Origin of the sequence: Streptomyces sp. URMC 126 (assembly GCF_051386555.1) — a bacterium.
GTDB lineage: Bacteria > Actinomycetota > Actinomycetes > Streptomycetales > Streptomycetaceae > Streptomyces.
The window spans coordinates 1-7,360 of record NZ_JBPQTX010000336.1; the positions used below are offsets into that span (position 1 = coordinate 1).

The window sequence follows — 7,360 nt, forward strand, 5'->3', positions numbered from 1 at the left end:
CCACCGCCCCTACGGGTGAGCCCCCACGGCCCCTACGTGATCGCCGCCAGCTCGTCCGGCGACGGCCGGTCCGCCTCGTACAGCTCGAACCAGATGTTCTTGCCCTCGCCCTGCGGATCCACCCCCCAGGCCCCCGCCAGCAGCTCCATCAGCACCAGGCCGCGCCCCGACGAGGCCATCTCGCCGGGGTGGCGCCGGTGCGGCAGCTCGTCGCTGGTGTCCGCGACGTCCACGCGCACCCGACGGTGTCCCGGCGCGCCGGAGACCGACGCCCGCAGCAGCGCGTCCCCGTCCGTGTGCACCAGGACGTTGGTGAGCATCTCGGAGACCATCAGCACGGCCGAGTCGGTCTGGTCCTCGTCCGGCCAGTCGTGCATCAGGTCCCGCACCTGCTGCCGGGCCTCCGCGATGCGCTCCGGTTCGGCCTGGGCGATGCTCATCACCGTGCGGCGCGGGGGCGGTCCGGCGGTGCGCGCGGCCGTGGCGGCCGGCGGCTCGCGGCGGAGCAGGAGGAGCGCGATGTCGTCCTCGCGCCGGTCCACCAGCGGGCCGGTCGTGTAGTGCGAGGACGGGCCGTGGACGGCCCGGACGAGGTCGTCGGCCAGGGTTTCCAGGAACGCCGGGTCGTCCGCCGCCGGCTCGCCCTCGATCACCTCCCGCAGCCGTGACCAGCCGGTCTCCAGGTCGTGCCCACCGGTCTCGATCAGGCCGTCGGTGCAGACCAGCATCGTCTCGCCGGGTTCCAGGACCAGCCGGGTGGTGGGGTAGTCGGTGTCGGGGTCGATGCCCAGCGGCAGTCCGCCGGCCGTGGCGCGGACCAGCATCGTCCCGTCGCTCAGCCGGATCGCCGGGTCCGGGTGGCCGGCCCGGGCGATCACCAGCAGTCCGGTAGCCGGGTCCACCTCGATGTAGAGGCAGGTGGCGAAGCGCGGGTCCTGCGGGACGCCGTCGTCGACGCCGGACAGGCCGCTGTCGTTGATGCCGGCCAGGAAGCGGGAGGCGCGGGAGAGGACGGCGTCCGGGTGGTGGCCCTCGGAGGCGTACGCCCGCAGCGCGATCCGCAGCTGGCCCATCAGCCCGGCGGCCCGGACGTCGTGCCCCTGGACGTCGCCGATGACCAGCGCGAGCCGGCCCGAGGGCAGCGGGATCATGTCGTACCAGTCGCCGCCCACCTCCAGGCCGCCGCCGGTCGGCACGTAGCGGGCCGCCACCGACATCCCGGGGATGTCCGGCTGGACGGTCGGCATCATCGTGCGCTGGAGGCCGACGGAGAGCTCCTTCTCCGACTCGTGGACGCTCGCCCGGCTCAGCGCCTGCGCCAGCATCCGGGCGACCGTCGTGAGCACCGACCGCTCGTCCGGCGTGAACGCCACCGGGACGCTGAAGCCGGCCATCCAGGCGCCGATCGTCCGCCCCGCGTTGATCAGCGGCAGGAAGGCCCAGGAGCGGCGGCCGAACCCGGCCACCAGCGGCCAGACGGCCGGGAAGCGGCGGGCGTAGTCCTCGGGGGAGGGGATGTAGATCGCCCGGCCGGTGCGGACGACCTCGGGCGCCGGGTGGTTGCCGTCCAGCGGTATCTCCAGGAACGCCTCGACGTCGTCCAGGGAGTAGCCGTGGTGGCCGATCAGCGTCACCCGGCCGCCGTCCGTGCCGAAGACCGCCAGCGCCGACGGCTCGAACCCCGGCATCGACAGGCCCGCCGCCACCCGCAGCACCTCGGCGGTGGACCGGGCCTCGGCCAGCGCCCGGCCGGCGTCCAGCAGGAACGCCTCGCGGTTGCGGCGCCAGTCGCCGGTGACCGTCGTCCGGGCGGGTGAGGTGCCCGGATGCGGCGCGGGGACCTCTTCCAGGGTGCCGACGAGCGACTGGGGGCTGCCGTGGGGAGTCTGGCGGGTGCGGGCGCGGAGCGTCCGGCGGACCCGGCCCGCCTCGTCCACCACCCGGATGCGGGCCTCCGCGAGCGCGTCCTCCGAGATCGCGACGCTGAGCAGGCCCTGGAACTCCACCCAGTCCACCGCGTGGAACCGGGCGCGCGCGGCCGACTCCGACAGCTCCGTCCGCTCGGCGGGCAGCCCCAGCAGCCGGGCCGCCTCGGCGTCGAAGGTGACGATCCCCGTGGCCCGGTCCCAGTGCCACAGGCCGGTCGCGACGGCGGCCAGCACGTCCTCGGTGCGCATTGCCCCACTTTATGTGGGTTCGCCGGACGCAGACCACCGATGGCGGGTGGGGCAGTACCCTTGCTCAGTGCTGTATGCACGCTAACCCAGTGCGGCGAGCCAGTGCAGCGCGCCCCTCGAACCACGCCTTCGACCACGACTTGGATGAACGATGCATCGTTACCGGTCCCACACCTGCGGCGAGCTCCGTGCGGCTGACGTCGACACCGACGTGCGGCTGAGTGGCTGGCTGCACAATCGGCGCGACCTGGGCGGCATCCTCTTCATCGATCTCCGCGACCACCACGGTCTCGTGCAGCTCGTCGCCCGCCCCGGCACCCCGGCCAACGAGGCGCTGGGCCGCCTCACCAAGGAGACCGTCGTCCGCGTCGACGGCAAGGTCATGAGCCGCGGCGCCGAGAACGTCAACCCCGAGCTGCCCACCGGCGAGATCGAGGTCGAGGTCACCGACGTCGAGGTGCTCGGCGCCGCCGAGCCGCTGCCCTTCACGATCAACACCGAGGACGGCGTCAACGAGGAGCGCCGCCTGGAGTACCGCTTCCTCGACCTGCGCCGCGAGCGCATGCACCGCAACATCATGCTGCGCGGCGCCGTCATCCGCTCCATCCGCGAGAAGATGACCGCGCTCGGCTTCAACGAGCTGGCCACCCCGATCCTGTCCGCCACCTCCCCCGAGGGCGCGCGCGACTTCCTGGTCCCCTCCCGCCTGCACGCCGGCAAGTTCTACGCGCTGCCGCAGGCGCCGCAGCAGTTCAAGCAGCTGCTGATGATCGCGGGCTTCGACCGCTACTTCCAGATCGCGCCCTGCTTCCGCGACGAGGACGCCCGCGCCGACCGCTCGCCGGGCGAGTTCTACCAGCTCGACATGGAGATGTCCTTCGTCGAGCAGGAGGACGTCTTCCAGGTCATCGAGAAGGTCATGACCGACCTCTTCGAGGAGTTCGGCAACGGCCGCCACGTCACCTCGCCGTTCCCCCGCATCCCGTTCCGCGAGGCGATGCTCAAGTACGGCTCCGACAAGCCGGACCTGCGCGCCAAGCTGGAGCTCGTCGACATCTCCGACGTCTTCGCGGGCTCGGAGTTCAAGGCGTTCGCTGGCAAGCACGTCCGCGCGCTCGCCGTGCCGAACGTCCAGGACCAGCCGCGCAAGTTCTTCGACGGCCTCGGCGAGTTCGCCGTCGAGCAGGGCGCCAAGGGCCTGGCCTGGGTCCGCGTCGGCGAGGACGGGACGCTGTCCGGCCCGATCGCCAAGTTCCTCACCGAGGAGAACGTCAAGGTCCTCACCGAGCGGCTCGGCCTGGCCGCCGGCCACGCCGTCTTCTTCGGCGCCGGCGAGTTCGACGAGGTCTCCAAGATCATGGGCGCCGTCCGCGTCGAGGCCGCCAAGCGCGCCGGCCAGTTCGAGGAGAACGTCTTCCGCTTCTGCTGGATCGTCGACTTCCCGATGTTCGAGAAGGACGAGGAGACCGGCAAGATCGAGTTCTCCCACAACCCCTTCTCCATGCCCCAGGGCGGCCTTGAGGCCCTGGAGACGATGGACCCGCTGGACATCCTCGCCTGGCAGTACGACATCGTCTGCAACGGCGTCGAGCTCTCCTCCGGCGCCATCCGGAACCACGAGCCCGAGGTCATGTACAAGGCGTTCGGGATCGCCGGCTACTCGCAGGAGGAGGTCGAGCGCGAGTTCGGCGGCATGCTCCGCGCGTTCAAGTTCGGCGCCCCGCCGCACGGCGGCATCGCCCCGGGTGTCGACCGCATCGTGATGCTGCTGGCCGACGAGCCCAACATCCGCGAGACCATCGCCTTCCCGCTCAACGGCAACGCCCAGGACCTGCTGATGGGCGCCCCGAGCGAGGTCGACGAGTCCCGGCTGAAGGAGCTCCACCTGTCGCTGCGCAAGCCGCCGACGGTGAAGTAACCGCGGGTAGACGACGAGGGGCCCGGCGCCGATGTGCCGGGCCCTTCCGTGTGTCTCGCGTGTCGCGCGCGTCGTGTGGACCCGCGCTCCGGTGGCCGGAGTGACCGGGGCGGCCCCCACCCCCGTGGGGAGCCGTCGGCCGGCTCACACCAGCACACCGAGCTCGGGCAGCGGCTCCGGCGGACAGCAGCCGGCCGCGGCGTGCACCGCCCGGCCCAGCCGCCGCGGGGTGACCCGGGGCGTCTGGAGGACGGTCCGCGCGCCGTACTCCCACACCGCCATCAGCTCCGCGTCGCCGAGCCCGTCGGCGACCACGACCAGCGGCGCCCAGCTTCCCCGGCTCCGCCGGCGCAGCTCCCCCGCGGCGTCCCGGTCGTGCCGTCCGAGCAGCAGGATCTGTACCGCCGCGCCGTTCCTCACCACCCGGAGGCCGGGCAGGGTTCGCAGCTCGCGGGCGAGCCGGGCGCGGCCCACCTCGTCGGTCGCGTGCACGCTCACGGTGATTCGGTCATCCAACACTGGTCCGGTCTTCCTTCGTCTCCCCCATGGCCAACACCGGACAGCCTGCCGGGCCCCGCTCAACGAACGATTGCCGAACGATCAACGCCCGTCGCGCGGAGACGGGACAGGGCCCGGAACCTGAGGTTCCGGGCCCTGTCCGTACGAGGGAGAGGGGCGCGTCAGGCCGCCTCGTCGCCCCCGCCGAAGCGCTCGCGGTAGGACTCCAGGTCCTCCTCCGTGATCTTCGCGAAGAGCACCGGCGGGACGGTGAACGGCGTACCGGCCGGGACGGACGACAGCGAGCGGGCCTCGTCCCGCGTCACCCAGGTGCGGTCGTCCCCGGCGAGCGCGAACGCCGACCGCATCGCGGCGGCCGTCGCCGGGATGAACGGCTCGGAGACCACCGCGTAGAGGTGGATCAGGTTCATCGCCGTGCGCAGCGTCAGCGCAGCCGCGTCCGGGTCGGTCTTGATCTCCAGCCAGGGGGCCTTGGTCTCCAGGTAGGAGTTGCCCGCGCTCCACAGGGCGCGCAGTGCCTGCGCCGCCTTGCGGAACTGCATCTCCTCCATGTGGCCCTCGTACTCGCCGAGCAGCCGCGCGACCTCCCGGCCGAGCTCCGTCTCGGCCGCGCCCGCCTCGCTGCCGGCCGGGACCTCGTCACCGAACCGCTTGCGGGAGAAGGACAGGACGCGGTTGACGAAGTTGCCCAGCACGTCCGCGAGGTCCTTGTTGACCGTCGCGGAGAACAGCTCCCAGCTGAACGAGGTGTCGTCCGACTCGGGGGCGTTGGCCATCATGAAGTAGCGCCAGTAGTCGGCGGGCAGGATCTCCAGCGCGTCGTGCGTGAAGACGCCGCGCCGCTGCGAGGTGGAGAACTTGCCGCCGTAGTAGTTCAGCCAGTTGAAGGCCTTGACGTAGTCGACGCGCTTCCAGGGCTCACGGGTGCCGAGCTGCGTCGCCGGGAACATCACCGTGTGGAAGGGGACGTTGTCCTTGCCCATGAACTGGGTGTAGCGGACGTCCGTCGCCTCGTACCACCACGACTTCCAGTCGCGCTCCTCCGGGAGCTCGTCGGCCCACTCCTTGGTGGCGCCGATGTACTCGACGGGAGCGTCGAACCAGACGTAGAAGACCTTGCCCTCGGCCGCCAGCTCCGGCCAGGTGTCGGCCGGGACCGGGACGCCCCAGTCCAGGTCACGGGTGATGGCGCGGTCGTGCAGGCCCTCGGTCAGCCACTTGCGGGCGATCGACGAGGCGAGGACCGGCCAGTCCTTGCCGTGCTCGTCGATCCACGCCTCGACCTCGCCCTGGAGCTTGGACTGGAGCAGGAAGAGGTGCTTGGTCTCCCGCACCTCCAGGTCGCTGCTGCCGCTGATCGCCGAGCGGGCGTCGATCAGGTCCGTGGGGTCCAGCACGCGCGTGCAGTTCTCGCACTGGTCGCCGCGGGCCTTGTCGTAGCCGCAGTGCGGGCAGGTGCCGACGATGTAGCGGTCGGGCAGGAAGCGCTCGTCCGCCAGCGAGTACACCTGGCGGATCGCGCGCTCCTCGATGAACCCGTTCTTCTGCAGCTGCCGCGCGAAGTGCTGGGTGATCTCGCGGTTCTGCGCGGACGAGCTGCGGCCGAAGTAGTCGAAGGAGAGGCCGAAGCCCTCGTAGATCGCCTTCTGCGCGTCGTGCTGCTGGGCGCAGTACGCGTCCACCGGCAGCCCGGCCTCCTTCGCGGCGAGTTCGGCCGGGGTGCCGTGCTCGTCGGTCGCGCAGATGTAGAGCGTCTCGCGCCCGGTCTGGCGCAGGTAGCGCGCGTAGACGTCCGCCGGGAGCATGGACCCCACCATGTTGCCCAGGTGCTTGATCCCGTTGATGTACGGAAGGGCGCTGGTGATGAGGTGTCGAGCCATGCCGGCTGCTCCCTGGTCGGTGCTCGGGTACGGAGCCTGTGACCCTGTGTCCACAGGCACCTTTAGCGTATCCGAGTACCGGGCGGCGGCAGCGCGGCGTTCATGACGGCCCTGTGTCGGCCCGGGGCGGTCGCGCACCGTCCGTCCGGGGCGGCCGGGGGTGGCCCATCCAGGCGCGCCACGGCCGGTTGACCGTCTCGCGGTACGTGTGGTGCGAGGGGTTGCGGCCCGCGTGCCGGAACGTCCAGTGCTGGGCGTCCAGGAAGTCCTCGACCTCCTCCGACGCCGCCCCGCACACCACGCACTGCATCGCGTACGTCAACGGCTCCGCGTCCGGCTCGCGGTCGGGCTGCAACGTCCAGGTGTCGAACCGGAAGACGCTGCGCGGGCTCACCGACTCCACCCCCGCTCCCCGGCGTTGCCGCCCGCGTCCGCCCCACCGCCGGGCCGGGCGCCCGCCCGGCCGCCGCTCGCCGCGCCGGCCTGGGGCTCCGCCTGCGCCTTGGCGTGGGCCTGGGCCTCCGCCTCGGACGGGAAGCGGATGGCCGACGGCGGGCAGGACCACTCGATCCCGCCACGCGGCGGTCGTAGCTGAACGTAACCGGCGTGGGTGTCCATGACCTGCCCGAGCCGGCCGGTGCGGGTGTCGACGACGTAGCTGCCGAGGGGGAATTCATCGTTCACATCCCTACGATGCCCACTTCAGCGGCTTCTGATCAGCGAGAGGCGGGATACGGAGGGTGATCTGTCCGGGCGTCGTGCTTACGCGGTGCGATCAGTGGGGCGGTTACTCTCTGTCGCCCCAATTGCCGGATTCCGTGCTTCCGGGGGGCGGGTTCCGGGCTGCCGGGCCGGCCCGGCAGCCC

6 protein-coding genes are annotated in these 7,360 nt (G+C 71.8%); 1 reads left to right on the forward strand and 5 read right to left on the reverse strand.

The genetic code is table 11. The annotated features are described in order from the left end of the window. Window positions 1-32 precede the first annotated feature (32 nt). Window positions 33-2,177, reverse strand: coding sequence for an ATP-binding SpoIIE family protein phosphatase (locus ACSNOK_RS28380; RefSeq protein ID WP_436783647.1), 2,145 nt, complete (start codon window positions 2,175-2,177; stop codon window positions 33-35). A gap of 151 nt (window positions 2,178-2,328) precedes the next feature. Between ACSNOK_RS28380 and aspS the strand changes: the two genes are divergently transcribed. After that, on the forward strand, window positions 2,329-4,095 hold the full coding sequence (gene aspS, locus ACSNOK_RS28385; RefSeq protein WP_436783648.1) for an aspartate--tRNA ligase: 1,767 nt from the start codon (window positions 2,329-2,331) through the stop codon (window positions 4,093-4,095). Window positions 4,096-4,239: 144 nt separating this feature from the next. Here the strand turns inward: aspS and ACSNOK_RS28390 are convergent, their stop codons facing one another. The 4 genes from ACSNOK_RS28390 to ACSNOK_RS28405 form a co-directional block, all read right to left on the reverse strand. Further along, window positions 4,240-4,614 (reverse strand): DNA-binding response regulator, encoded by a 375-nt coding sequence (locus ACSNOK_RS28390; protein ID WP_436783649.1) that lies wholly within the window; start codon window positions 4,612-4,614, stop codon window positions 4,240-4,242. A 161-nt stretch (window positions 4,615-4,775) separates the two neighbouring features. Continuing rightward, window positions 4,776-6,494 carry a methionine--tRNA ligase gene (gene metG, locus ACSNOK_RS28395; protein ID WP_436783650.1) on the reverse strand — a complete coding sequence of 573 codons (1,719 nt, stop codon included), beginning with the start codon at window positions 6,492-6,494 and terminating at the stop codon, window positions 4,776-4,778. Window positions 6,495-6,594: 100 nt separating this feature from the next. Then, window positions 6,595-6,888, reverse strand: a complete 294-nt coding sequence (locus ACSNOK_RS28400; protein WP_436783651.1) for a DUF7848 domain-containing protein — start codon at window positions 6,886-6,888, stop codon at window positions 6,595-6,597. After that, the gene (locus ACSNOK_RS28405) at window positions 6,885-7,178 is read right to left on the reverse strand and encodes a hypothetical protein (protein WP_436783652.1); all 294 of its coding nucleotides are present in this window, start codon (window positions 7,176-7,178) and stop codon (window positions 6,885-6,887) included. Before ACSNOK_RS28405 ends, ACSNOK_RS28400 begins: the two co-directional genes overlap by 4 nt. Between the last annotated feature and the right edge of the window lie 182 nt (window positions 7,179-7,360).

What these genes read in the sequence shown, in the direction of transcription:
- ACSNOK_RS28380 (WP_436783647.1), bottom strand. Translation starts at nt 2,177, where the DNA reads ATGCGCACCGAGGACGTGCTGGCCGCCGTCGCGACCGGCCTGTGGCAC.
- aspS (WP_436783648.1), top strand. Translation starts at nt 2,329, where the DNA reads ATGCATCGTTACCGGTCCCACACCTGCGGCGAGCTCCGTGCGGCTGAC.
- metG (WP_436783650.1), bottom strand. Translation starts at nt 6,494, where the DNA reads ATGGCTCGACACCTCATCACCAGCGCCCTTCCGTACATCAACGGGATC.